Annotated in this window: 26 protein-coding genes; 14 read left to right on the top strand and 12 right to left on the bottom strand. The window is 60.5% G+C overall.

Annotated elements, in window-relative coordinates; all coding sequences use genetic code 11:
• Positions 1 to 30: 30 nt before the first annotated feature.
• Together ACYZUC_RS27300 and ACYZUC_RS27295 are read left to right on the top strand one after the other, a co-directional pair.
• Entirely contained in the window at positions 31 to 1,107 is a 1,077-nt protein-coding gene (locus ACYZUC_RS27300; RefSeq protein WP_461996772.1) for a diguanylate cyclase, read from the top strand.
• Between the two features lie 71 nt (positions 1,108 to 1,178).
• Positions 1,179 to 1,697, top strand: coding sequence for a DUF1003 domain-containing protein (locus tag ACYZUC_RS27295; protein ID WP_461991618.1), 519 nt, complete (start codon positions 1,179 to 1,181; stop codon positions 1,695 to 1,697).
• Positions 1,698 to 1,703: 6 nt separating this feature from the next.
• Here the strand turns inward: ACYZUC_RS27295 and ACYZUC_RS27290 are convergent, their stop codons facing one another.
• Positions 1,704 to 2,645 (bottom strand): LysR family transcriptional regulator, encoded by a 942-nt coding sequence (locus ACYZUC_RS27290; RefSeq protein WP_461991616.1) that lies wholly within the window; start codon positions 2,643 to 2,645, stop codon positions 1,704 to 1,706.
• Positions 2,646 to 2,660: 15 nt separating this feature from the next.
• On the opposite strand from ACYZUC_RS27290, the gene ACYZUC_RS27285 reads away from it, so the two are divergent.
• A complete protein-coding gene (locus ACYZUC_RS27285; RefSeq protein WP_461991614.1) occupies positions 2,661 to 3,368 on the top strand; it encodes a CTP synthase C-terminal region-related (seleno)protein in 708 nt (235 codons plus the stop codon).
• Positions 3,365 to 3,688, top strand: coding sequence for an antibiotic biosynthesis monooxygenase family protein (locus tag ACYZUC_RS27280; protein ID WP_461991613.1), 324 nt, complete (start codon positions 3,365 to 3,367; stop codon positions 3,686 to 3,688). The genes ACYZUC_RS27285 and ACYZUC_RS27280 overlap by 4 nt, the downstream gene beginning before the upstream one ends.
• A gap of 123 nt (positions 3,689 to 3,811) precedes the next feature.
• Here ACYZUC_RS27280 and ACYZUC_RS27275 read toward each other — a convergent pair whose 3' ends face one another.
• Positions 3,812 to 4,138: a DUF2025 family protein gene (locus ACYZUC_RS27275; protein WP_461991611.1), complete on the bottom strand. Its 327-nt coding sequence runs from the start codon at positions 4,136 to 4,138 to the stop codon at positions 3,812 to 3,814.
• 221 nt (positions 4,139 to 4,359) lie between these two features.
• On the opposite strand from ACYZUC_RS27275, the gene ACYZUC_RS27270 reads away from it, so the two are divergent.
• Together ACYZUC_RS27270 and ACYZUC_RS27265 are read left to right on the top strand one after the other, a co-directional pair.
• Positions 4,360 to 5,487 carry a glycerophosphodiester phosphodiesterase gene (locus ACYZUC_RS27270; protein WP_461991609.1) on the top strand — a complete coding sequence of 376 codons (1,128 nt, stop codon included), beginning with the start codon at positions 4,360 to 4,362 and terminating at the stop codon, positions 5,485 to 5,487.
• Positions 5,488 to 6,171 (top strand): helix-turn-helix transcriptional regulator, encoded by a 684-nt coding sequence (locus tag ACYZUC_RS27265; protein ID WP_461991607.1) that lies wholly within the window; start codon positions 5,488 to 5,490, stop codon positions 6,169 to 6,171.
• On the opposite strand, the gene ACYZUC_RS27260 is transcribed toward ACYZUC_RS27265, so the two are convergent.
• The gene (locus tag ACYZUC_RS27260) at positions 6,168 to 7,055 is read right to left on the bottom strand and encodes a sterol desaturase family protein (RefSeq protein ID WP_461991605.1); all 888 of its coding nucleotides are present in this window, start codon (positions 7,053 to 7,055) and stop codon (positions 6,168 to 6,170) included. The genes ACYZUC_RS27265 and ACYZUC_RS27260 overlap by 4 nt on opposite strands.
• A gap of 157 nt (positions 7,056 to 7,212) precedes the next feature.
• Here ACYZUC_RS27260 and ACYZUC_RS27255 point away from each other — a divergent pair, with 157 nt between their 5' ends.
• Positions 7,213 to 7,521, top strand: a complete 309-nt coding sequence (locus tag ACYZUC_RS27255; RefSeq protein WP_461991603.1) for a PepSY domain-containing protein — start codon at positions 7,213 to 7,215, stop codon at positions 7,519 to 7,521.
• A gap of 59 nt (positions 7,522 to 7,580) precedes the next feature.
• On the opposite strand, the gene ACYZUC_RS27250 is transcribed toward ACYZUC_RS27255, so the two are convergent.
• Complete coding sequence (locus ACYZUC_RS27250) at positions 7,581 to 8,012, bottom strand: hypothetical protein (RefSeq protein WP_461991601.1); 432 nt, start codon at positions 8,010 to 8,012, stop codon at positions 7,581 to 7,583.
• Between the two features lie 111 nt (positions 8,013 to 8,123).
• Positions 8,124 to 9,749, bottom strand: a complete 1,626-nt coding sequence (locus ACYZUC_RS27245; protein ID WP_461991599.1) for a methyl-accepting chemotaxis protein — start codon at positions 9,747 to 9,749, stop codon at positions 8,124 to 8,126.
• Between the two features lie 360 nt (positions 9,750 to 10,109).
• Here ACYZUC_RS27245 and ACYZUC_RS27240 point away from each other — a divergent pair, with 360 nt between their 5' ends.
• From ACYZUC_RS27240 to ACYZUC_RS27225, 4 genes are all read left to right on the top strand, one after another.
• Positions 10,110 to 11,132 (top strand): transporter, encoded by a 1,023-nt coding sequence (locus ACYZUC_RS27240; RefSeq protein WP_253404655.1) that lies wholly within the window; start codon positions 10,110 to 10,112, stop codon positions 11,130 to 11,132.
• 229 nt (positions 11,133 to 11,361) lie between these two features.
• On the top strand, positions 11,362 to 12,975 hold the full coding sequence (locus ACYZUC_RS27235) for an inorganic phosphate transporter (protein ID WP_461991597.1): 1,614 nt from the start codon (positions 11,362 to 11,364) through the stop codon (positions 12,973 to 12,975).
• A gap of 280 nt (positions 12,976 to 13,255) precedes the next feature.
• A complete protein-coding gene (locus ACYZUC_RS27230) occupies positions 13,256 to 14,122 on the top strand; it encodes a hypothetical protein (protein ID WP_461991595.1) in 867 nt (288 codons plus the stop codon).
• The gene (locus tag ACYZUC_RS27225; RefSeq protein ID WP_008038533.1) at positions 14,119 to 14,841 is read left to right on the top strand and encodes a TylF/MycF/NovP-related O-methyltransferase; all 723 of its coding nucleotides are present in this window, start codon (positions 14,119 to 14,121) and stop codon (positions 14,839 to 14,841) included. The genes ACYZUC_RS27230 and ACYZUC_RS27225 overlap by 4 nt, the downstream gene beginning before the upstream one ends.
• Positions 14,842 to 14,945: 104 nt before the next feature.
• On the opposite strand, the gene ACYZUC_RS27220 is transcribed toward ACYZUC_RS27225, so the two are convergent.
• Positions 14,946 to 15,383 carry a multidrug/biocide efflux PACE transporter gene (locus tag ACYZUC_RS27220; RefSeq protein WP_192229143.1) on the bottom strand — a complete coding sequence of 146 codons (438 nt, stop codon included), beginning with the start codon at positions 15,381 to 15,383 and terminating at the stop codon, positions 14,946 to 14,948.
• A gap of 90 nt (positions 15,384 to 15,473) precedes the next feature.
• Between ACYZUC_RS27220 and ACYZUC_RS27215 the strand changes: the two genes are divergently transcribed.
• Positions 15,474 to 16,328 (top strand): LysR family transcriptional regulator, encoded by an 855-nt coding sequence (locus ACYZUC_RS27215; protein WP_461991593.1) that lies wholly within the window; start codon positions 15,474 to 15,476, stop codon positions 16,326 to 16,328.
• A 124-nt stretch (positions 16,329 to 16,452) separates the two neighbouring features.
• Here ACYZUC_RS27215 and ACYZUC_RS27210 read toward each other — a convergent pair whose 3' ends face one another.
• The 3 genes from ACYZUC_RS27210 to ACYZUC_RS27200 form a co-directional block, all read right to left on the bottom strand.
• On the bottom strand, positions 16,453 to 17,688 hold the full coding sequence (locus ACYZUC_RS27210) for an RNA polymerase sigma factor (protein WP_461991591.1): 1,236 nt from the start codon (positions 17,686 to 17,688) through the stop codon (positions 16,453 to 16,455).
• 48 nt (positions 17,689 to 17,736) lie between these two features.
• Positions 17,737 to 18,081, bottom strand: coding sequence for a YciI family protein (locus tag ACYZUC_RS27205; protein WP_008032567.1), 345 nt, complete (start codon positions 18,079 to 18,081; stop codon positions 17,737 to 17,739).
• 67 nt (positions 18,082 to 18,148) lie between these two features.
• Complete coding sequence (locus tag ACYZUC_RS27200; RefSeq protein WP_461991589.1) at positions 18,149 to 18,574, bottom strand: YybH family protein; 426 nt, start codon at positions 18,572 to 18,574, stop codon at positions 18,149 to 18,151.
• A 141-nt stretch (positions 18,575 to 18,715) separates the two neighbouring features.
• On the opposite strand from ACYZUC_RS27200, the gene ACYZUC_RS27195 reads away from it, so the two are divergent.
• A complete protein-coding gene (locus ACYZUC_RS27195; protein ID WP_461991587.1) occupies positions 18,716 to 19,201 on the top strand; it encodes a GNAT family N-acetyltransferase in 486 nt (161 codons plus the stop codon).
• A gap of 7 nt (positions 19,202 to 19,208) precedes the next feature.
• Positions 19,209 to 19,814 carry a pyridoxamine 5'-phosphate oxidase family protein gene (locus ACYZUC_RS27190; RefSeq protein WP_461991585.1) on the top strand — a complete coding sequence of 202 codons (606 nt, stop codon included), beginning with the start codon at positions 19,209 to 19,211 and terminating at the stop codon, positions 19,812 to 19,814.
• 134 nt (positions 19,815 to 19,948) lie between these two features.
• On the opposite strand, the gene ACYZUC_RS27185 is transcribed toward ACYZUC_RS27190, so the two are convergent.
• From ACYZUC_RS27185 to ACYZUC_RS27175, 3 genes are all read right to left on the bottom strand, one after another.
• Positions 19,949 to 20,446 (bottom strand): GNAT family N-acetyltransferase, encoded by a 498-nt coding sequence (locus ACYZUC_RS27185; RefSeq protein WP_461991583.1) that lies wholly within the window; start codon positions 20,444 to 20,446, stop codon positions 19,949 to 19,951.
• A gap of 137 nt (positions 20,447 to 20,583) precedes the next feature.
• Entirely contained in the window at positions 20,584 to 21,276 is a 693-nt protein-coding gene (locus tag ACYZUC_RS27180) for a response regulator (protein ID WP_461991581.1), read from the bottom strand.
• Positions 21,273 to 23,966, bottom strand: coding sequence for a DUF4118 domain-containing protein (locus ACYZUC_RS27175; RefSeq protein WP_461991579.1), 2,694 nt, complete (start codon positions 23,964 to 23,966; stop codon positions 21,273 to 21,275). Before ACYZUC_RS27175 ends, ACYZUC_RS27180 begins: the two co-directional genes overlap by 4 nt.
• Between the last annotated feature and the right edge of the window lie 21 nt (positions 23,967 to 23,987).

Here is a 23,987-nt window from a genome sequence, read left to right as displayed (position 1 = left end):
TGTTTCAGAATGAATCTGGTGCAGGACATTATGGAAAATCAACGCGGCAAGGGCCTGTCATTTACCAGACGCATTTACTTGCCTCGAACCATTGGCATGGGCATCGGCTGTATCAGCGTGGCCGCCGCACTCTACCCGTTAAACCTGCCGATCTGGGTTTGGGTACTGCTGCTATTCAATGGTTTTGTCTGGCCTCACCTTGCCTATCAACTGTCGACCCACTCGACTTTTCCCTACAAGGCAGAACGCCACAACCTACTCTTCGATTCGCTGTGTGGCGGTTTCTGGGTGGCGACCTTTCAGTTCAACCCGCTCACCACCGTGACCATCCTTGCGATGATGGCAATGAACAATGTCGCGGCCGGAGGTCAGCGCCTGTTCATTCAGGGCTCCCTCGCTCAAGTGGCAGGAGGGACAATTTCGTTGCTGCTGTTTGGCGCAGCCTTTACCCCGGCTGCCACGCAGATGCAGGTGTGGGCGTGTCTGCCAATGCTCACGCTCTACCCACTGGCGGTGGGCATGGTCTGCTATCGATTGGCAATAAAACTGTCCGAACACAAACGTGCCTTGAGTGCCCTGAGTCGTACTGACAGCCTGACCGGTCTGCTCAACCACGGCGCCTGGAAAGACTTGCTGCAACTGCAGTTCCAGCACTGTTGCGAACATCAACAACCCGCCGTAATTGCCTTGATCGACATCGATCACTTCAAACCCATCAACGACACTTACGGGCACATCGTCGGTGACTCGGTGCTGCGTCAGTTAAGCGCCGAGCTCAAACGAAATCTGCGCGAATGCGATCTGGCCGGGCGCTATGGCGGTGATGAATTCTGCGTGATCCTGCCCGACCTGCCGTTGCATCAGGCGCGGGATGTCATGGAACGCTTGCGTGAAGTTCTGAACAACTACCGGCATCAGGAAATACCCGAGCTGCGGGTCAGCCTGAGTATCGGCCTGGCTGCTTATCATCCGTCCTTCTTCGATGCCATCGCCTGGCTCGATGACGCGGACAAAGCCCTCTACACCGCCAAAAATACCGGCCGCAATAAAATCTGTTTAGCCACCAGCGATACCGAGCGCAATACCGCTGCCGCGCTGGAGATTTAGCCACAGCTGCGCGGATCACCGGGCGGTGGCGCTATAGTGGGCCTCAGTCCCCGCGCCCTGCCGAGAGCATCATGACCACCGAAACCAAAGCCACCGCGCCCGTCGATCACCTGCGTTTCCACCGTCCTCACGCTCACCTGGCGCCGACCTTCGGCAATGACAAGTTCGCCCTGCGCGCCGAGGCCTTTGCGCGGTTCTTCGGTACACCGACTTTTCTCGGTGCGCAGACACTGATCGTGGTGTTGTGGGTGTGCCTCAATCTGTTCGGCGTGGCGCACTTTGACCTGTACCCGTTCATCCTCCTTAACCTGGCGTTCAGCCTGCAATCGGCCTACGCCGCGCCGCTGATTCTGCTGGCCCAGACCCGGCAAGCCGCGCGGGACAAAGCTCAATCCGACGCCGACGCACAACACCGCGAAGCACTGGCCGTGGCCAACAGTGAACGTCAGGCCCAAGCGGCGCATAACACTGCGCAATTGCTCGAATTGCTTGAACAAAACACCCGCCTCACCGAGATGACCAAGACCCTCACTGAACGTATCGAAAGCCTGACGTCGGAAATGCATCAGCATTTCGTGCGCAAGGTCTGACACTGTTCAAGGCAATTTCAACGCCCGCCCCAACTCATCGAACAACGTCACCACCGAACGCAACGCACGACAGTCCGGGCGGGTCAGCAACCACAGCGCGGTGTCGTAACCGTGCAACGGCTCGCTCAACGGTTGCAGCCCGTCACCGATCAGAAAGTCCGGCAATGCCGCGACACCGAGCCCGGCCCGCACCAGCTCAGTCACCGACAACATGCTGTTGCAACGATAACCCGGTGTGACGCCGGGCAATTGCTGACGACGCCACGCGACGGTGGGGTGATCGGGGAGGAAGTCGTCCGGGGCGATCCATGTCAGCGCAGCCAAGTCTTCGGCATCAACCGATTTCAGATACGCCGTGCTCGCACAGACGCGATACGACACCTGCGCCAGACATCGGCCCACCAAGTGTTCCGGCGGATTCCGGGTCAGGCGCAAGGCGATGTCCGCGTCCCGGCGGCTGAGATTGGCGAAGTCGTTGGACGTGCTCAACTCGATCGTCAGCGCCGGATAGCCGGGCATGAACTGCGCCAGCGCCGGCAGCAACAAACCTTGTAAAACCGAATCGGTGCAGGTCAGGCGTACAGTGCCGCTGATGACTTCACCGCCCTGCTCCACGCCGATGCGCGCAGCCTCCAGCGCTTGCTCGGCGCGCTCGGCCTGTTCGGCCAAGGTCTGCGCAAGACTGGTGGGCAAGTAGCCGGCGCGGCTTTTTTCGAACAGTTGCTGGCCCAGCGCGGCTTCCAGTCGGCGCACGGCGCGGAACACCGTCGAAACGTCGACCTTCAACAGTGCCGCAGCCCGGGCCAGCGAGCCGCCGCGCACAAGGGCGAGGATCAGGGACAAGTCGGGGTAGTCCAGTCGATAGTGCGTTGCTGCATTGATCACTTGGGATAACGCCAATGTTGAGTGCGTGAACGCCAATCTATAGTGGGCTCCAGGAATCAACAAGCGTCGAGAGCCCTCATGGAAAACAGCGCCATCCGCATCGCCCTGATCGGCGATTACGACCCGCAAGTCACCGCCCACCAGGCGATTCCCGTCGCCCTCGGCATGGCTGCCGAACACACCGGACTGGACGTGCAGTTCCAGTGGCTGGCCACCGACCACATCAACGACGACAACCCGCTGCAAGACTTCGACGGGTTCTGGTGCGTGCCCGCCAGCCCTTACCGCGACACGGACGGTGCGCTGCGAGCGATCCGCTTTGCCCGCGAACAACAGCGACCTTTCCTCGGGACGTGTGGCGGCTTTCAGCACGCCGTACTCGAATACGCCCGCAACGTTCTGGGGTGGGAAGATGCCGAGCACGGCGAGACATCACCCGATGCCACGCGAGCGTTGCTCACGCCGCTGACTTGCTCGCTTGTCGAAGCCATCGACAACATTCATCTGGTTGAAGGTTCGTTGATCGCCAAGGCGTACGAAAACTCGGTGATTCGTGAAGGCTATCGCTGCCGTTATGGTGTGAATCCGGAGTTTGAGCGGGATCTACTGAGCCAGGAATTATCCGCGGTGGGGCACGATTCGACGGGGGATTTGCGAGCGGTGGAATTACGCGGGCATCCGTTTTTTGTCGCCACGCTGTTTCAACCTGAACGTGCCGCGCTCAAAGGAATTCTGCCGCCGCTGGTGAGTGCATTGATCGACGCGTGTGCGAGGCAGAAATCATGATTGCCCAGACACCGGAACCGCCTTACTACGCGGTGATTTTTACGTCGCTGCGCACCGACGGCGATCAGGGTTACGCCGAAGCTGCCGAGCGCATGGTTGAACTGGCGCGTGAGCAGCCGGGGTTTCTCGGTGTGGAGTCGGCGCGGGGTGAGGACGGGCTCGGGATTACGGTGTCCTATTGGGCCAGTGAGGCGGCGATTGTGGCGTGGAAACATCATCCCGAGCACAGCGCGATTCGTGAGCGTGGGCGCTCGACCTGGTATGCGGCGTGCAGTACGCGGGTGTGCAAGGTTGAGCGGGCCTATGAGTTCAAGCAGTAAATCATGCGGTGTTTTTTAGGCCGCCATCGCGGGCAAGCCCGCTCCCACAGGGATATGTGCCGTTCACAAAACCCTGTAGGAGCTGGCTTGCCAGCGATGAGGCCATCACAAACACCGCAAAACTCAGCCCCGCACCAAACTGCGCACCGCCGAAATCTCCGGCACTTCCCGCCGATTCATGTACACCCGCAACGGCTCGGTAATGTTGATCCGGTCATCAATGTTCTGGTCCAGCAACAACTGAATCAACTCGCGCTTCAGCGTCATGGCCTGCTCCGGCCCCGACGCCCAGACGAATTCACTCACAGGAATGATGCCGTCATCCGCCACGTCCATGCCGAAGGAGTCTTCGCTGAAACGCACGATGTATTGGCCGGTCTTGCGATTGAGACCGACGAAGCCTTTGAGTTGGTCGGCGGCCTGGCAGATGAGTTCGGAAGTGATGCGCATATAAACCTCACACAAGTGATCGATGGTTTACACGCAGGGCAAGATGAAGGGCGTTCCCTCTGCCGGGGAAGCTGCCGGGGCCAAGAGTACTGCAAAGAACCGCACAAATGCGCTGAAAAAATCCGCTTTAAACACGTTTATGTCGGTCTCGCGATAGCGCAAGCGGCGTTCAGTTGTTAAAAGAGACGTCTTTGAAAACACTCTGCGAAAGGATCTCGACCATGCCTGTAACTTTCACCAAGAGCGCCCTGCTGCTGAGCGTGCTGCTCGGCCTCGGCCAGGCGCAGGCCGCCAGCGAGCCAAGCCCTACTTCACTGGCCACCCGTGCAGGCATTCCGCACCCGGCGGTGATTGCCCACCGTGGCGCGTCCTTCGATGCACCGGAATCCACCGCCGCCGCCTACAAACTGGCGCGCGACCTGGGTGCCGATTACCTCGAACTCGACCTGCAACGCAGCAAGGACGGCGTGCTGTTTGCCCTGCACGACAACAACCTGCAACGCACCACCGACGTCGCCAGCAAATTCCCTGAGCGCAAGGACAGCCCGGCCAACGCATTCACCATCGCCGAGCTGAAAACCCTCGATGCTGGCAGCTGGTTCAACACGGCTTACCCGGATCGCGCGCGTCCTTCTTTTGCCGGTCTGAAAATCCTGACCCTCGACGAAATCATCGACATCGCCCAAGGTAACCCGCTGCACAAGCCCGGCCTGTACATCGAAACCAAGGAGCCGAAGCAATTCCCCGGCCTCGAGCGCGACCTCAAAGATAAATTGCAGGATCGCGGATGGCTGAGCCCGGCCGGTTCGAAACTGGCGAAAAGCGAACTCGCCGTCGGCCAGGGCAAAGGGAAAGTGGTGCTGCAAACCTTCGAGAAGAGCAGCCTCGAACTGCTGGAAAAGGAAATGCCACAAGTGCCGAAGATCCTGCTGTTGTGGGTCGGCGAAGGCAGCATCGAACCCAAGTCCAAGGTGACGTTCGCCGAGTCCGGCGACAAGGACAAAGCCACGTACTACGCCAAGCAGGAACCGAAGGACAAAGCCGAATTCCAGCAATGGGTCGAGTACGCCAAGGCTCAAGGCGCAATCGGCACCGGCCCTTCTGCCGCACTGACCAAGGGTGGCGATCAGAGCTACTCGGACCTGGTCAAACCGTGGATGAACCAGTACACCCACGATCAGGGTTTGCTGGTGCACGTCTACACCATCGATGATGCGGTGGATTACCAGAAAGTCATGGACGCCGGCGTCGATGGCATCTTCACCAACCGCGCCAGCGAGCTGTTGAAGTTCTACAAACGCCCGGCGGCGGGTACGGTTGCGCAGTTGTTGCAGAACAACGGCTACTGAGTGACGCAAAACACCGAGTGGACGGGCCGTCTGTGGTTGGGACGTGACTATGGCCTGATCCACGGTGAGCTGGGGCGCACCGCGCCCCATGCCCATTACGCCCATCAGCTGATCCTCGCGCCGGATCGTCCGGTCACCGTCATTCTCGACGGCGTCCCCCAAACGGCCCATCGCCTGTTCATCCCCTCTCAACTCAGCCACAGCATTGTCGAAGCCAAGGATGCGGTGTTCACCGTGTATGCCGAGCCGCTGATGTTCGATGGCCAGACATTGCGCGATTGCGTGTTCAACGCCGGGTCATCGCTGGAAAGCCTCGATAACGCCATTCGCCATTGCCCGCGAAGAGCGTTGAATGATCCGCGAATCGAACGTGCATTGGCCACCCTCGACGGCTTGCTGACCCGCAAAGTCCCGGCCAGTGCCTTGGCCGCTGAAGCGCACCTGTCGTTGAGTCAATTGCAACGCCTGTTCGCCAGCCAGCTCGGCCTGCCGATTCGTCGGCTGGTGGTGTGGCGGCGGGTGCGGTTGGCGATGGTGCTGATCCTCAATGGCAGCACGGTGACCGAGGCCGCGCACGAAGCCGGGTTTGCCGATTCGGCGCACTTCTCCAGAAGCCTGAAAAAACTCTTTGGCGTGACCGCGCGCCAGGCGCTGCACCACATCGACTTGCGCTTGCTGGATTAGCGCCGCAACGGCTCAGGCACCGCTGGCTCTTCGCTCAACTTCACCGAAGTAAATGGATCGCGCAATTGCGCCACATAACCCCGAGGAAAGTCCGGACGACTGCCGATGCCCAAATCGCCGTGACGAATCTCATGGTCTGTGGTGTAAAACCCGGTGCCCAGCAACAGGTCCCAACAGTTGAAAAACAACCCGAAATTCACATCACCTGCACGTCCGTATTTCATGTGATGAAAACGGTGGACCGGCGCCCAGGCGAACACTCGACGCAACGGCCCCAGCTGCATATCGACATTGGAATGCTGCAGCAACAACTGGATGGCGATGGCGAATACCAGCAGTGCCGCCACGTCCGGCGGGATACCGAGCAGTAACAAGGGCAAGAGTCCGGCCGAAGCTTCCAGCAATTGATGCAACGGATGCTTCATCAACCCGTTGAAGCCGTAGAGCCGTTCAACGCTATGATGCACCGCATGCAAACGCCACAATCCCTTCACGCGATGGCTGGCGTAATGCATCAGGCTGAGCCCGCCATCGGCGATAAAAATCGCCAGCGCCAGTTGCAGCCACAGCGGCCACTCCCTTGGCCATGCGCCATCGAACGACAGCAACGCTACCAGACCTGGTAACGCCAGCAGACCGAGCGCATTCAACGTCTCGTTGACCAGCCCGTGAACGATGTCACGGGCGCGATCACCGGCTGAACGATTCCAACGCACTTCATAGGGCAAGGCCCACTCGGCCAGGAACGACACTGCCAGGGCGGTCAGAAATACAGGCAACAACCAGCCCGGTGACAACCTGATGTAGCCCACCAACCATACCCCGACACCGATGAACCCGGCCCAAAACAATGGCGCGTAGATCCGCGCGACGATTCGTTTCATAAGCACCTCGATTGATTGAGGTCACAGCATGAAACGTCGCCGGGTGGTGCAATTGAACAAACGACGCAATCGAACTCCAGCGCGTTTTTAAGGGTCAGTTAAGGTCTGGAAGCTAGTCTGATCCCACTTAAACAGATCACCCCAAGGAAAGAACCTCATGAAGACTTTGACTGCCCTGTTCACCGCTGCCGCCCTGACCCTCACTGCTGGCCTGGCCCAGGCGGCTGATGTTCCTGTCGATCAGATCCCACAGCTGGTCAAAGACGGCAAGATCAAGCCGCTGGAAGAGCTGAACCAGATCGTTCTGAAGTTGCACCCGGGCGCCACGATCACTGACAGCGACCTCGACAAACACTCCAACATCTACGAGTACGAAGTTGAACTGCGTGATGCCAAAAACATTGAGTGGGACGTGGACTTGAACGCCGCCACTGGCGAAGTCCTGAAGAACAAACAAGACACCTGATACGCGCATAGAAAAAGCCGCACGATTTTCGGATCGTGCGGCTTTTTTGTGTTTTCGAATCAGGCCGACGTACTGACCATCGATCCCGCAGTGCTGCTGCCTTCTTCCTGCAACGCCGCCAACAACGCCGCCGTTGCGGTCTGCAACGAACCGGAGGTCGTCGCAATCTGCGACTGAGCCGCCGCCACATCGGCGGCCTTGGCGTCTGCACTTTCCTGTTTGGCCTGGGCCGCTTGCAGTTGTTGCTGTTGTTCCTGCAATTGCTTTTGCAGCTCGGCGATCTGCTTGCGCAGGGCTTTCACCGAATCCGATTCTTCGCTGCTGCTGGAGCTGCCGCCACTCGCCGCCGGTGCGCCGTCGGCGGACACCTTGGTGGTGTCGCTGGACGCCTCGGCGCTGGCGGTGACAGACGTGTCGTCAGTGCTTGCTGTGGCTTTGGCCGAAGCAGTGGCGACGGGCTGGATGATCGAAACAGACGAGATGTTAACCATGGCGTTTTCCATTGAGGTGATGGGTATACGCTCATCATCGACATCGGGTCAGCGGACTTGAGATCGACTGTGTACCCACTCGGTAAGCAAGCCGGTACACAGCCATTTCCCTTACGCGCTCAAGCGCGCCGTCACCTCGTTCAACTGCCCCGACAACCCGTGCAGGTTGTGGCTGGCCGCTTCAGTGCGCTGCACGTTGTCGAGGTTGGTACTGGCGATGCTGGTGATCTCGGTAAGGTTGCGCGAGATGTCTTCGGCGACCGAGGTCTGCTCTTCGGCGGCGGTGGCGATCTGGCGGTTCATGTCGCGAATCGCTTCCACGGCATGCGTGATGCGCTCCAGCATGGCGCCGGCCTCAGTCACTTGCTGAACGCTTTCTTCGCTGCGCGACTGGCCGCTTTCTATCGCCTGGGCCGCGTCCACCGCACCGGTTTGCACGGTCTGGATGATCTGGTTGATCTCGATGATCGACGCCGCCGTGCGCTGCGCGAGGCTGCGCACTTCATCGGCCACCACGGCAAAACCGCGGCCCGCCTCACCGGCACGCGCCGCCTCGATTGCCGCGTTGAGTGCCAGCAGGTTGGTTTGCTCGGCGATGCCGCGAATCACTTCCAGCACCTTGCCGATGCGTCCGCTGTCGGTTTCCAGTTGGCGGATGACCGTGGCGGTGTTGGCGATTTCGCCGCGCATGCGTGTGATGGTGTGGATGGTGCCCTGCATGACTTTTTCGCCCTGCTGGGCGGACTGGTCGGCATCGTCGGCGGCACGTGCCGCATCGGCGGCGTGGCGCGCGACTTCTTGCGCGGTGGCAGACATTTCGTTCATCGCCGTGGCCACTTGGTCGGTGCGGTTGAACTGCTCGTTGGTGCCACTGGCCATGAGGCTGGCAATCGAATTCAGCTCACCGCTCGCGCTGTCCAGATCCTTGGCACTGACCTGCAAACGGCTGAAGGTTTCAGCGAGAAAATCACGCAAAGTGTTGGCCGCCACCGCTAACTTGCCCAGCTCGTCCTGACGGGTGCTGGCCACGCGTTCGGCAAACTTGCCCTGGCTAAGTTGCGCCACGTAGTCGATCAATTTGCGGATCGGTTCGACCAGGTTGCGGTTGACCAGCCACAGGCTCAACAGCCCGATCAACAAGCCCGAAGCGAGCATCACAATGATGCCCAACAACACGGTGCGATCGGCGCTGGCGCTGATCAGCTTCGACTGCTCGACGCCCTGTTTGCGCAGTTCGCTGACCAGTTCGCTCATCTGGTCGCTGGCTGCACGGTCGACACCTTTGACTGCGGTGTCGCCCGCCGTTGGATCGGCACCGGCCGCCACGTAAGCATCGCGACCTTTCTGGTATGCCGCGCCCAACTGACGATGCTCGTCACGCAGGCGTTCGATGCGGGTCTTGAGTTGCGGCTCGATGCCCTTCTGCCCGGCCAGTTCGCCGAGGATGCCCTGCACCTCGCGCTGACGGTCTTCGAATTGCTTCCAGTATTTGTCCAGGTCTGCCGGCTGCTTGCCGCGCAGCAGGACGTTTTTCCATTCCTGCACCTGCACCTTGAATTGAAGGTTGGCTTCATCGATCAATTGAGAGGTGTGCAGCGGGCCGTCAATGAGATTCGCGTAGCTTTGAACGCCATTCGACAGAAAGTGAAAACAGGCCAGGGCGATCAACAGCATCGCAAACAGGCTGCCGCTCAACAGGGCGAGAATTTGCGCTCTCAAGGACTTTTGCAAAGACATCGGAAGGTACTCGTGACAGGAATGAGGCACGCCTTGGGGTGGCGTGAAAGTAATCCGGACATTCCCTGTCTACAGCGTCGAACGCATGCTCTTTGTAGGAGCCGGCTTGCTGCGGGCGGCGTTCCGACGATAGCGTCCGGCCAGTCGGGAAATAGGTCGACTGCCCAGACGCTATCGCCAGCAAGCCGGCTCCTACGAGATCGGCGTGTCAGGGCCGTTCTTGAGCGGTTCCGACAGCCGGTAGAAGGCACTTGGCCAGCTCCACGAAGCTGTCACAAAACTGTCAAGACGCCTTGCGATGATGCGGCTCAAGTGAACCTGTGAAACCCGCGACAGGCCGCCTCCTCACAGCGAGACCTCATGAACCACAGCATCGACCAAAGCCATCGCGACCCGGACCTGTTCGGTCTGCTGTACGGTTTCAGTTTTCGTCCCGGCGAACGCGGTCGGGAAATCGATTCGGCCATGGCGCTGCGGTCCCTGCAACAATCGGACGACAGCGACGAATTTCTCTGGCTGCACCTGAACCTCGCTCACGCCGCGTGCGAGCGCTGGATGAAAAGTCATCTGGAATTGCCCGACGAGTTTTTCGAAGCCTTGCATGAAGGCTCGCGTTCGACGCGCATCGAGCATGTCGATTCGGCATTGCTGGCGGTGGTCAACGACGTGGTGTTCAACCTCAGCAGCATGGTCTCCTCGGATGTGTCGACGCTGTGGGTGTGTGCGCGCAGTCGGCTGATCATCAGCGCGCGCCTGCAACCGCTGCACTCGGTGGACAAGTTGCGTTCCTCGGTGAAAGCCGGTGAGCGTTTTCGCTCGCCGCTGGAATTGCTCGTGCATTTGCTGCGCGACCAGGGCGAAGTGCTGACGCAGATCGTGCGCAAGACCAGCCTCAGCGTCGATCAGATCGAAGATGAATTGCTGTCCTCGCGGCTGTCGACCAACCGCGCGGAGCTGGGCGCCAATCGCCGGGTGCTGGTGCGCTTGCAACGGCTGCTGGCGCTGGAGCCGGGCTCGTTGCTGCGCCTGCTCAATCGCCCGCCGCAATGGTTGCAGAAGGAAGACGTAAAGGAGTTGCGCAAATCCACCGAGGAATTTGCGCTGATCATCAACGACCTCACGGCGCTGGGTGAGCGGATCAAGCTGTTGCAGGAAGAGATTGCCGCCAACCTCAACGAGCAAAGCAACCGCACGCTGTTTACCTTGACCGTGGTCACGGTGCTGGCGTTGCCGATCAACATCATTGCCGGTTTTTTTGGCATGAACGTGGGGGGCGTGCCGCTATCGCAGGACCCTGAGGGGTTCTGGATCCTGGTGGCCTTGGTCGCGACGTTTACGGTGATTGCAGGGCGTTGGGCATTCAAAAAACGCGAGGATTATTAAGCAACCACCACCCCCTGTAGGAGCGAGGCTTGCCCGCGAATGGAACACCTCGGTTTAACTGAATGACCGCGTTATCGTTCTTCGCGGGCAAGCCTCGCTCCTACAGGGGACGGTGTGTGTTCGGATCGGTGGTATCAGCAAAAACCCCAAACACTGACCCAACGCAGCCTCCCTGTAATATTTAGCAACGATCATGACCGACACACTTCCCTCCTCAGGATTGTCCGTCATGGCTACTCCTTCCTACACCGCCGCCCAGGCGCCCGCCAGCAGCGCCAGACCGCAGCTCGACAAGAAACCCGGCCTGTTCACCCTGGTGATTTTCTTCGGCGTGCTGGCCAGTGGACTGTTGTTCACCGCGTACAGCCTGATGCACGACATGAGCGAACTCGGCACGGTGGTCACCACCTGGACGCCGTTTCTGTTGCTGGGCGTGGCGCTGCTGATCGCGCTGGGCTTTGAGTTCGTCAACGGTTTCCACGACACCGCCAACGCGGTGGCCACGGTGATTTACACCAACTCGATGCCGCCGAATTTCGCGGTGGCCTGGTCCGGGTTCTTCAACTTCCTGGGGGTGTTGCTGTCCAGCGGCGCGGTGGCGTTCGGCATCATCGCCCTGCTGCCGGTGGAACTGATTCTGCAAGTCGGTTCGTCCGCCGGGTTCGCGATGATTTTCGCCCTGTTGATCGCCGCGATTCTGTGGAACCTCGGCACCTGGTGGCTGGGCTTGCCGGCGTCGTCGTCGCACACGCTGATCGGTTCGATCATTGGTGTCGGCGTGGCCAATGCCCTGATGCATGGCCGCGATGGCACCAGCGGCGTGGACTGGGCGCAAGCCACCAAGATCGGTTACGCGCTGCTGCTCTCACCGCTGGTCGGCTTTGGTTTTGCCGCGCTGTTGCTGCTGGCCTTGCGCGCCTTCGTCAAGAATCGCGCGTTGTACAAGGCGCCAGAAGGCAACACGCCACCACCGTGGTGGATTCGCGGCATGCTGATCGTGACCTGCACCGGCGTGTCGTTTGCCCACGGTTCCAACGACGGCCAGAAAGGCATGGGCCTGATCATGCTGATTCTGGTCGGCACGCTGCCAATGGCTTATGCGCTGAACCGCACCATGCCGGCCGATCAGGCTTTGCAGTTCGCCGCCGTCGCCGAAGTCACCCAGCAAGCGCTGGTGAAAAATTCGCCGCTGCCGGCACCGGCCGACCCGCGTGCGGTGTTGTCCGACTACGTGCGCAGCAAGGAAGCCACGCCGCAACTTATCCCGGCCCTCGCCGCGCTCACCGGCCGTATCGGCGCCGAGGTCAAGGGTTACGGCTCGTTGTCCAAAGTGCCCGCCGAAGCCGTGGGGAACGTGCGTAACGACATGTACCTGACCAGCGAAACCATTCGCCTGATGGACAAGAACAAGGTCGGCAACTTCGACGCCGACACCAGCGGCAAGCTGCAACTGTTCAAGCAGCAGATCGACAACTCGACGCGGTTTATCCCGTTGTGGGTGAAGATCGCGGTGGCGATTGCGCTGGGCCTGGGCACCATGGTCGGCTGGAAACGCATCGTGGTGACCGTCGGCGAAAAGATCGGCAAGACCCACCTGACCTACGCGCAAGGCGCCTCGGCTGAAACCGTGGCCATGCTGACCATCGGCGCGGCGGACATGTTCGGATTGCCGGTGTCGACCACCCACGTGTTGTCTTCAGGGGTGGCCGGGACCATGGTCGCCAACGGTGGCGGCTTGCAGATGAAGACCATCCGCAATCTGCTGATGGCGTGGGTGTTGACCTTGCCGGCGGCGATTCTATTGTCGGGCAGTTTGTACTGGTTGTTCACCCAGATTTTCTAGCGTCAACACAACCCCCTGTGCCGGACGGCCCCTGTGGGAGCGAGCCTGCTCGCGAAAGCGTTATGTCAGCTGCATTTATGTCGACTGACACAACGCCTTCGCGAGCAGGCTCGCTCCCACATTGCGCAGTCAGCCACAGGATTTTTTTCGTCTGGAGAATGCTTTTCGTCGCAAATTCAGGGGATTGCGCTTTTATTGGTCCTCCGCCCACCGGATTGCTCTTCAGTTTGCTAACGTGTGGCCGACTCTTAAGAGACTCGATGTATTCAGGAGAGGAACCGTGAATCTGTACATCAATCAGCTTCAACACAAAGCTGACTTCAAAGAAGCCATCTATGGCGGCGACATCTTCCTGAACACACAACTGCGCGCCGCCAAAGAGCTGTGCGCGTTCGCCCAGGAAAGCATCACCGCTGCCTTCGACGGCGAGACCAACCACCAGGCGCTGCACACGCTGATGCCGGTGGAAGAATTCGTCGTACTGGTGACGCGCCTCAAAGGCCAGTTCACCAACAGCCTGCGTGCCAAAGAACTGATCCGCAGCTTCACCGAAGAGATCGGTGCCGCCCCCGAAGAATTCATTTTCGACGTACCGCGTATCCGCGTCGTGCCCAACTACGACTACCTGCATGCGGGCGTCAGCTATGCCTACAAGCCGCATCGCGATACCTGGTACGGCGGCGTCGACTGCCAGATCAATACCTGGATGCCGGTCTACACGATCCAGCCTGACCAGACCATGATGATCAACCCGGCCTACTTCGATGCCCCGGTGAAAAACACCTCGGCGCAATGGAGCCTGTCGGACTGGATTGACGTACAACGTCAACGCGCCAAGGACAACGTCAAGGAAGAGGCACGCCAACACCCGGTGCCCACCGAAGCGATCAACACCGCGTCCGAAATTCGCATCGCCGGCAACACCGCTGAGATGCTGGTTTTCTCGGGCTCACACCTGCACGGCACGGTGCCCAACTACACGCAACAAACCCGCTTCAGCGTGGATTTCCGCCTGATGCACCTCGACGACCTCAAGCACAAGCGCGGCGCGATCAACGTCGACAGCGCCTGCCCTGACGTCGGCGCAGGTTTCAAAGACTATTTCCACGCCCACGACTTTTCTAATTTCCAAGGAATCGAAGCATGACCAAGCGTCGCATCACGCCTGCCGAGGCCCAGTACAACGAAACCCGTGCCAACGTTCTGAAACGGGTCGATGCCGAGTACGTGGCCGACGCACCGTTCGTCTTTGCCAACCGCATCGGCGTGACCGCTGCACTGTCGCGTATGGAACTCTTCAAGAAAGTCGCTGAAGTACCGGGCGCGATCATCGAGTGCGGCGTGTACAAGGGCAACTCGCTGATGCTGTACATGCACTTGTCGATGATCCTGGAACCGTACGCGATCAACCGTTCGATCGTTGGCTTCGACACCTTCGAAGGCTTCCAGAGCATCGACAAGAAAGAAGACCCGGCCGACGTCAACGAGACCATGTTCGCCGACACCGACCAGTCGCTGATCCAGGACATGATCGACGCCAACGACCTGCTGCGCCCGGTCAACCGCATCCCGCGCTGCGAACTGGTCAAGGGCGACATCGTCAAGACCGTACCGGAGTGGGTCAAGACCCGTCCGGACCTGGTCGTGGCCATGCTGATCCTCGACACCGACCTGTACGAATCGACCAAAGTCGCGCTGGAAACCTTCCTGCCGTACATGCCAAAAGGCGCCATCGTGGTGCTGGACGAAGTCGCTTATCGCAACTTCCCGGGCGAAACCAAAGCCCTGCGTGAAGTGCTCGACCTGAACAAGATCGAACTCAAGCGTCTGCCGTTTGACAGCTGCGTAGGCTACTTCCACGTCTAACGCATAACCCCTGTAGGAGCCGGCTTGCTGGCGATGGTGTGTCAGTCGATACCACTCTGACTGACGCACCATCGCCAGCAAGCTGGCTCCTACAGGGTTTGTTTTCAGGTTTCGCAAGACTCTCGCATCACCATTCGTTCGCGCACTACGTCATACACCCAGTGGTAAACGTAGGTGTACGGCAGGAAAAACAACAACACCCCGATATCCAGCAAGAACGCCTGCCACAGGCTGACGTTGAGCCACCAGGCAATCAGCGGCACGCCGACCGCCACCAACCCGCCTTCAAACAGCAGCGCATGAACGACTCGCGTCCAGGCGTTGTGCGCAATCTCGAATCGCGTCAGCACGCGGTCAAAAATCCCGTTGAAGATCACGTTCCAGGCCAGGGCCAGTGCCGCAATGACAACGGTGACGACGCCCATGTCGAGCATCGGCTTGTCCATGATCCACGCCAGCAACGGGGTGCAGATCACGATGGCCAGCAGTTCAAAGCCGATGGCCTGGAAAATACGTTCAGTGATGGATTTGTTGGCGTTCATGAGCAGAACTCCCTGAGTGACTGTGGTTGCCATGATCCATCCTCACACCGATACTTCATAACCAATAACCATCGATCAAGGCGATAGTTCATGGCCTCTCAGGAAGTGTTGCAAGCGTTTGTGCAAGCGGCGACCCAGGGCTCGTTTTCCGCGGCGGCGCGCAAACTGGGGCGCAGTCAGTCGACCATCAGCGCTGCGGTGGCAAGCCTGGAAATCGATCTGAATCTGGTGTTGTTCGACCGCAGCAGCCGCAAGCCCACGCTGACGCCGGCCGGGCACGTGATGTTGCAACGGGCCGAGGAAATCCTCGCGGCCACCAGCCGCCTGGAAATGACCGCCAGCCAACTCTCTCAGGGTGTCGAGCCGAAGCTGACCGTGGCGATTTCCGACACCTATCAGTCCGACCGTTTCGAAGCGGCGCTCAGTGCGTTCGAGCAGCGTTACCCGGACCTGGAACTCGAATGCCTGATCGCCGAATGCGATGACCTGGTGGCGCTGGTGCAAAGCGGTCGGGCGCATGTGGCGTTCGCCGAGCAACAGGACAGTTACCCGCCGGACCTGGTCAGTTCGACGGTGCAGGAACGCACGGAAATCGCTTTGTTCGTGTCGCGTGAGCATCCGCTGGCGACCCTGAGCGGAATCGATCAGGAGTTGTTGCAGCAGCACCGGGAGCTGCGTCTGGCGACCATCGTCAATCCGTATGAAAGCCGGGCGAAGGGGCGCGTGTGGTCGGCACCGAGTTACTTGATGCTGCTGGAAATGGCTCAGGGCGGATTCGGCTGGGCACCGTTGCCGCGATGGCTGGTGGGGCGGTTTGGTGCCGGGACGTTGCAGGAGTTGAACGTGCGTGGGTGGCCGAAGCCGCTGTTCGTCGATGCGCTGTGGTCGCGGCTGCATCCGCCGGGGCCGGCGGGGAGCTGGTTGTTGGGCAAGATGTTGGAATGAAGGTCCTGCGGACCTTATCGCCAGCAAGCCGGCTCCTACAGGGATTGGTGGTGTCCACAAATTTGTGACCGACGCGATCCACTGTAGGAGCCGGCTTGCTGGCGATGGGGCCCGCCAAATCACCTCATTCCAACGCCCTGATCCGCGCCTCGATAAACCGCCGCTCCGGCACCTGCTGCGTCAATTCCAGCGCCCGCTCATACGCCACCCGCGCTTCCTCTACCCTGCCCAACTGCCGACAAAACTCCGCCCGTGCCGAATGCGCCAGGTGGTAATCCAGCAATTCGCCGCGATTCAGAATCCCTTCAACCAACGTCAACCCCGCCAACGGTCCATCGCGCTTGGAGATCGCTGCCGCGCGATTCAGCTCAATCACCGGTGAAGGCACCGCCGCCAACAGCACATCATACAAACCCGCAATCTGCGCCCAGTCTGTCTCCCCCGCCGTCGGCGCTTCGGCATGCACCGCCGCAATCGCCGCTTGCAGGCAGTAAGGTCCGAATCGCCGCGAGGTCAGCGCTCGCGCAATCAGCGCGCACCCTTCGGCAATCAACCCGGCATCCCACAACGAACGGTCCTGCTCATCCAGCACAATCAGCTCGCCACTCGCCGACGTTCGCGCCAGGCGTCGTGACTCATGCAACAGCATCAGCGCCAGCAGGCCCATCACTTCGGGTTCGGGCAGCAATTCCATGACCAATCGGCCGAGGCGGATGGCCTCGCGGGTCAGATCCTCGCGAGTCAGTTCAGCACCGATGGACGCCGAGTAACCTTCGTTGAACACCAGGTAAATCACCCGCAGCACGCTGTCGAGGCGCTCGGGCAATTCCGCCAGGGTCGGCACCTGATAAGGGATTTTCGCGTCGCGGATTTTTGCCTTGGCGCGCACGATGCGCTGGGCAATGGTGGCCGGTGCCGAGAGAAACGCCCGGGCGATTTCTTCGGTGGTCAGGTCGCAGACTTCGCGCAACGTCAGCGGCACTTGAGCATCCGCCGCGAGTGCCGGGTGACAGCAGGTGAAGATCAAACGCAGGCGATCGTCTTCCACGTCTTCGTCACTCCAGTCGGCCTGCTCCAGCGCTTCCAGTTGCGCGATCAGTATCGGCCGGGACGCGGCAAACCGCGCGCGCCGACGCAAGCCGTCGATGGCCTTGAAGCGCCCGGTGGACACCAGCCAGGCACGCGGATTGCCCGGCACACCGTCACGCTGCCAACGCTCGACCGCAATGAAAAAAGCCTCGTGCAGGGCCTCCTCGGCAAGATCGAAATCACCGAGCAAACGGATCAGGGTCGCGAGGATTCGCCGCGAGTCTTCGCGGTAAACCTGCTCGACCCGAGCCTTGACCGACACGTCAGCCATCAGTCCCGAATGCCTTCAGTCACCCACATCACCACGCAAACCTCCTTATCAGGGATTCAATTGACGAACCGGTCGCACCTCGACACAGCCGACCCGGGCCGCCGGAATATTGCCGGCGACCTGAAGCGCTTCATTGAGGTCTTTGGCGTCGATCAGGTAGAAGCCGGCCAACTGCTCCTTGGTTTCGGCGAACGGGCCGTCGGTGATCGACACTTTGCCGTTGCGCATGCGCACGGTGGTCGCGGTCTGCACCGACTCCAGCGCTTCGGCGGCGAGCATGCGGCCGCTGCCCTGGATCGATTCGGCGTAGGCCATGCACTCGGCGTCGTTGGGACTTTCGGGCAGCGAGTGCAACTCCTGTTCGTTGCTGTAGACCAGGCATAAATACTTCATGGGGCTCTCCGGATCGAACTGATCAACTATGGCTGCAGTTTGGCGCATGGGGGGCACTTCCCGACGATCAGGGCTGCAGACCGAACAGCGCGGTGCCGCTCGTCATGTCGAACGGTGCCGACCAGTGTTCGTGGACGATGCGCCATTGCCCGGCCTCGCGCCGATAGCAGCCGGTCACGCGCATCCAGCAGGCCTGGGTTTCGCCCTTCTCGTTGGTGCCGCCGCAATGAGCCAGCCAATGGGCGAAGGCGATGTGCTCGTCGGCCACGATGTTCATCTGGTCAAAATCAAAGGTGTGCGGGCCCTGGCACATTTCCATGCATTCCAGCCAATGCGCGCGGTAGGCTGCCTTGCCGCGAAATTGCAGGGCCTTGACCGCGTCGTAGGAGACGATGTCCTCGGCATACAACGCCATGATTTTCTCGACATCCTTGGTGATGACCGCCTGACGATAGGTGTCGATCAGGGCCTGGATTTCGTGGGTAGCGTTCATGGTGGTTCTCCGTGGTTTTTGTTGTGAAGACACCCTTAGTCGTCCGGCAAGACGCCAGATCGACAGTCAAATTAAAAATAATCCATGGGCGCAAACTCGCTAGAATCCGAGGCTCATTTCTGTTGGAAAAAGGACACTCCAGTGACAACCCGACTCGTGCCTTACGAAACCCTGAACGCGCACCAGCGCCAGCAGGTCGAGGCCATCGAAGTTCATCAGGAACAGATCAAGTTCTCCGGTGACATCCACGGTGCGTTGCACACCCTGCTGTCCAAACCCGGCCCCGGCGTCAAAGGATTTGCCCTGCTGGTCGAGGATGTTCCGGTGGCTTTCCTGCTGCTCAAACGCCCGCCGGTGCTGCCGGCCTGGGCCGACGAACACAGCGCCACCCTGCATGCATTGCAAGTCGATCAGCGTCATCAAGGCAAAGGTTATGGCAAGGCCTGCCTGCAAGCCTTACCGGAGGTCGCGCGTCAGGCGTTTCCGGAAATACGGGGGCTGGAGTTGTCGGTGGACGCGGACAACGAAGCCGCCATCGCGCTGTATGCAAAATTCGGCTGGGTCGACAGCGGCGAAGCCTACAAGGGCCGGATCGGTTACGAACGGCGCATGGGCCTGATTTTCTGAGGTGGTTATGCTCGACAGCATCGAAGTACTGGAAGCGATTTACGGCCACCCCCACGAACGCGCGGTGCGCAAGCAAATCCCCTTTTTGAACGAGGATTATCAAGCGATGGTCCGCGCCTCGCCGCTGGTGATCATCAGCTCCGTCGGCCCCGACGGCGTTGACGGCTCGCCACGCGGTGACACGCCGGGTTTCGTGCGAATCATCGATGAGCGCACCCTGGCGATCCCGGATCGCCCGGGCAACAACCGCATCGACACGCTACGCAATGTGGTGCTCGATTCGCGGGTGTCGCTGCTGTTCATCATCCCGGGGATCGGCGAGACGTTGCGGGTCAACGGCACGGCGCAGATCAGCAATGAACCGGGGTTACTGGAGAGCTTCGCAGTCAATGGCAAACCGGCGCGCACGGTGATGCTGGTGACGGTGGAGGCGGCGTTTTTCCACTGCTCGAAAGCGATTGTGCGTTCGGATTTGTGGAACCCCGAGAAGCACCTGGATCGCTCGGCGCTGCCGACGGCGGGTGCGTTTCACAAGCGGTTGAATGACGGGCAGTTTGATTCGGAGACATATGACCGGGAGGCTCCGCTGAGAGTGCGTGACAGTCTCTACTGACACGAAACCTGACCATTGTAGGAGCCGGCTTGCCGGCGATGGCGGCGTATCAATCAATATTGATGGCGCCTGACACACCGTTATCGCCGGCAAGCCGGCTCCTACAGGGGATCTTCTGTGTTGGGTAAATGGGGTTACAACACCAACACCATCTCATGCCAAGCCATACCGCCATGATCCGACGCGGAAGGCTTGATGTAGGCAAACCCGAACCCGGCGTACAACGGAATATGCCGCTCTTTGCACATCAGGTTGATGCTGGTCTTGCCCAGCCCACGCATGCGCTCGATGAACTCGCCCATCAAGCGTTTCGCCAAACCCTGCCCCTGATAATCCGGATGCACCACCACCGACATGATCACCACGTGCGGGCCGGCCGGGTCGTGGCCGATCAGTTCCTTGAACGCTTCGTCCGACATCTCGACCTGAAACGCCGCACCGGAGTTGATGAAACCGGCTACAACGCCGTCCACTTCGGCGACGATGAAACCTTCGGGCCAGGTGGCGATGCGGGTGGCGATTTTTTCTCGGGTGGCGGCTTCGTCGCCTTCGTAGGCAACAGTTTCGATGGCGAAGCAGCGGTCCAGATCAGCAGGCAGGACGTTTCGGATGACGGGGTTCGACGAGTTCATGGCAGAACAGCACCTTGGGGCAAGTGAGATGACAGAGTATCGCTCGCCGATTCTAACAAGACTGGCTGGCCTTCGAATGCTCGATACCCGGCACTCGAATGACAAGGCCCGGCGCGGCAACCAGCGCCTGGCCTTCTCTACAGCCCAACCAAGCGATAACCCACCTGCAATTCGGTGATGAAATGCTGCGGCTGGGCCACATCGGCCTCCAGTTTTTGCCGCAGGTGCGCCATGTGCACCCGCAGGTAGTGAGCACGATCGACGTAATCCAGCCCCCACACTTCCAGCAGTAACTGGCGATGGGTCATGACCCGGCCTTGTCCGCGAATCAATGCGCAAAGCAGGCGATACTCGATGGGCGTCAGATGAACCGATTGGTCCTCGCGCCGGACCTCGTGCGTGGACAGGTCCACTTCGATCATGCCGAACGTCACCTTGCTGGTGACGGCGGCGGTTCCGTTCTGCACATGTCGACGCAACTGGGCGCGGATACGCGCCAGCAACTCTGGCACGCCGAAGGGTTTGACCAGGTAATCGTCGGCGCCCGCATCCAGCGCCGCCACTTTTTCCTCTTCACGATCACGGGCCGACAGCACCAGAATCGGCACCGTCATCCAGCCCCGCAGCTCGCTGATCAATTGCTTGCCGTCACCGTCGGGCAAGCCCAGATCGACAATCACCAGATCCGGTTGACGGCTGGCGGCGTGGATCAGGGCGCGTTTGACGTTGTCGGCTTCGAACACCTGAAAACCTTCATCCTGCAGCGCGATACCGATGAAACGGCGGATGTTGGCCTCGTCCTCGACAATGAGGATGCGTGCACTGGTCATAGCGATTCCATGGAAGGCGGATGACCCGCCGGTAGAGTGATGACAAAGCGGATACCCGAGGTGGCCTGAGGTTGGGCCTCGATCGTTGCGCCGTGGGCCTGGACAATGCGCTTTGCCAACGCCAGCCCAAGGCCGATACCGGCCACGGCCGACTCCTGCTGCCCCCGCGAGAACGGCTCGAAAAGGCTCTGAGGTGTGCTGCCCGGAGGGCAACCGGGACCGGCGTCGATCACCTCCAGCACAATGCTGTCCTCCTCGTGCCGGGCCGCGACCTGCACCAGCGTTCCGGCCGGGGTGTACTTGGCGGCGTTGTCCAGAAGGTTGACCAGCACACGCTCGATCAACAGCGCATCGACTTCCACCAACGGCAACTGTGGCGACAGCGCGGTGCGTACGACGTGCCGCGCCAACGGCTCGCGCAGTTGACGCAAGGCGCTGCCGACGATTTCCTCCAGCGAATGCCATTGCCGGTTCAGGCGCACACCGCGTTCCTGCATCCGGGCCATGTCCAACAGGTTTTCGATCAACCGCTGCATGGAGCTGGCCTGATCGCGGATGCCGTCAAGCAACTGTGTCAGCGTTCCGGGCGGCGCGTGGGGCGCCGCCGCATCTGCCGCGCCAATAATGGAGGTCAGCGGCGTGCGCAGGTCATGAGAGATCGCGGCCAGCAGCGTATTGCGCATGCGCTCGCCCTCCATCTGCACCAAGGTGCTCTGCGCCACTTCGACGAAATGCACCCGCTCCAGCGCGATCGCCAGTTGGCTCATGCACGCTTCGAGCAAACGCTGTTCCTCCGGCTCGTTCAATCGCTCGGGTTCAGCCAGTTCGAGCACCAACACGCCACGTACGCGCATGGGCGCCTTCAACGGTAAATAGCGGCCTTGAGCGGCCGCCAGCGTATCGGTGCCCTGACCGGCGGGTTGACCGTGGTCGTAAACCCATTGGGCAATGCTTTCATCGATCGGGAATGCACCGGCGCCACAGGAATGGACACTGTCTTTATCGTCCGGAAGTGCCAGCCCGCCCCGCGCTTCAAACACGCCACTGAACGTGCGCAGCGCCACCTCCGTGATCTGCTCCACCGTCAGCGCCGCCGACAGGTCGCGAGCAAGCCTGGCCAATGACGTCGCGCGCCGTTCACGGCCGGCAGCGGTGCGAGCCTCATGACGCAAGCGGGCTGTCAGTTGACCGGTGATCAACGCAATACCCAGCATCAAGGCGAAGGTAAAGAAATACTGGGTGTCATTGACCGTGAACGACCAGCGTGGCTGGACGAAGAAAAAATCAAAACACAACACCGCCAGCATCGCCGCCCAGACACCCGGCCCGCGCCCGTAACGCAGGGAGACCAACACCACCGTGAGCAAAAACAGCATGACCACGTTGGCCAGATCAAACACCTGCAACAACAAGGCGGCCACCGCCGTGGCGGCAAAACAGGCAAGGCTGGCCCACAGGTACGCCGCAGCCCTGCTCGGCGGCAACGCGGCATCCGTGTTCACCGCCACCGCAACCACGACGGGCAACGGGCCATGAGCGATGACAATCTGATCGATCTCGGGGTGACGACGGCTGATACGGTCACTGATCGACTGATGCCAGAACTGCCAGACCTTGCGCGGGTAATGCCCGAGCACCAGGCGATTGGCGTTATGTTCACGGGCAAACGCCACCAGCGTCTCGGCCACGTCCATGCCTGACGGCGTGGCCGTGTCGGCACCGAACTCAGCGGCCAGCGCCAGGGTTTTCATGGCGGCGGCATAGCGATTCGCGCCGCCTTCACGGCGCTGAACCGAGGGCACATGGACGACAATCCAGTCCGCCTCGAGTTTCTGTGCCAGACGCGCCGCTTCACGAACCAGACGTTCATCCGACGGGTAGCCTGCCACGCCGACCAGAAGACGCTCGCGCGCGGGCCAAAGAGTGTTGATGGACCGCTCGCGGCGATAGTCGCGCATCTGTGCATCGACCCGATCGGCCGTACGCCGCAGTGCCAGTTCGCGCAAGGCCAGCAAGTTGCCTTTGCGAAAGAAGTGCCGGGACGCGCGCTCGGCCTGGGGCGGCAGATAGACCTTGCCTTCCTTGAGACGGCGCAATAAGTCATCGGGTGGCAGGTCGATTACCACCACTTCATGGGCCGCGTCGAACAGATGATCGGGCACGGTCTCGCGCACACGGATGCCGATGATCCCGCTGACGATATCGTTGAGACTTTCCAGATGCTGGACATTGAGGGTGGTCCAGACGTCGATGCCGGCGCGCAGCAGTTCTTCGACATCCTGCCAGCGTTTGGGGTGACGCGAACCGGGAACGTTGCTGTGGGCCAGTTCATCCACCAGCAGCACCGCCGGACGTCGCGCCAGCGCAGCATCCAGATCGAACTCGCTGAGAGCACACTCGCGATGCATCACGCTGTAGCGCGGCAGCAGTTCCAGACCGGTGAGCAGTTCCGCGGTTTCCCGGCGGCCATGGGTTTCGACCACGCCCGCCACCAGGTCACGGCCCTGGGTTACTTCACGCTGGGCCGCGATGAGCATGGCACAGGTTTTCCCCACCCCGGCATTGGAGCCGAAATAGATGCGCAATTTCCCGCGCAGGGCGGCCTGTTCGTCTTGTTGCAGCTTCTCCAGCAGCGCGTCGGGATCAGGGCGGCCGTCACGTGAAGCGGTGAACGTATCAGTTACGAGCATGGCAATCCTTTTGAACCGCAC

The organism is Pseudomonas sp. GT1P32 (assembly GCF_054897805.1).
This window is presented reverse-complemented; position numbering and strand designations above follow the sequence as displayed.